The 1,175-nt window shown below is 47.1% G+C and carries 2 protein-coding genes; both read left to right on the plus strand.

Annotation, left to right across the window (positions count from 1 at the left end):
* Positions 1-288 (plus strand): hypothetical protein (locus tag ACXRVY_RS30400; protein WP_458239128.1); only part of this gene is annotated, 288 nt, incomplete at its 5' end.
* The coding region (locus ACXRVY_RS30405) for a glycosyltransferase family 2 protein (RefSeq protein WP_458239129.1) at positions 278-1,175 on the plus strand (898 nt) is incomplete at its 3' end. The genes ACXRVY_RS30400 and ACXRVY_RS30405, both read left to right, overlap by 11 nt.

Below are 1,175 nucleotides of genomic sequence, written 5' to 3' on the forward strand. Positions count from 1 at the left end.
ATGGCTCCTCGTATCGATCTGTTGCGCAAAGTGATGAAGCAGCTTGATGAATTTCCTCTCGTCATGAACTTTCCGTCTGGCGATGACAAAAAAACGATGCCTGGTGTTTACGAGAATGACTCCGTTGTTAACGAAACAATAGACTCTGTTGTTGCCGTTGAAAGTCTGGATACCGCTGACGGGACTACTGGTCAGAGCAATCCAGGCTTTTCGGCGGTATTACGGAAGTCTTGCCCGGAATCACTGAAAAAACTTTACCGGCTCTGGAAGAAAAAATATGCTTCCTGATGACGAAACCAAATCGGTTGTAGGGCACGCGCCACTAGTTAGTGTCGTGATACCGTCCTACAACCACGCAAAATATATCTGCAAGGCTGTAGATAGTATTCTAGAGCAAGGTTTCACCGACTTTGAGTTGTTGATCTCTGATGATAGGTCAACTGACAACAGTTGGGATGTCATCTCTGGATTTAATGATCCACGGATACGCTCCTTTAAACAGGAAAAAAACCTGGGTCCAGTTGGAAATCTTGTCTTTCTGATTGAGCAGAGCCGTGGGAAATACATAGCTCTGCTTAATTCGGATGATACTTGGTACCCGACAAAGCTTGGTAAGCAGGTTGCCATTCTCGAGGCTCAGCCTGAGTTGGGAGCCTGCTTCACTTGGGCTGATTTGGTGGATGAACAAGGACGTGAGACGAGTGGCCCGGAAGCTATCTGGAATGATGTATTCCGGAAGGCCAATCGTAGTCAGGGTGAATGGCTTCGACATTTCTTTTTCAAAGGAAACTGTATTTGCCACCCCAGTATGTTGGTGCGTAAGGAAGTCTACCTTGAACTGGGTTTCTACAATCCCGGGCTGAAACAGTTACCCGATTTCGACATGTGGATTCGGCTGGTTAAAAGCTATCCAATCCATGTTATTCAAGAAAACCTTGTCGGGCATCTTCGGGATGGAAACAATACCAGCGTGGTTTCGCCCGAAAACTCAGCGCGCAATCTGACAGAGCTGGTCGAGATATTTGGTTCGTTTTTCGAGAATGTTTCCGACGGGATTTTTGTCGAGGGGTTCGGTAACGATTTTCGTCTCAAAGGGGTTCCTGCGACACCTGCGAGACTTAAATGCGAAAAGCTGTTTCTGCTTCTGGACAGTGCTTTTGCACACGCGTCTGGTC

This window comes from Pseudomonas sp. P5_A2_2 (assembly GCF_054177685.1).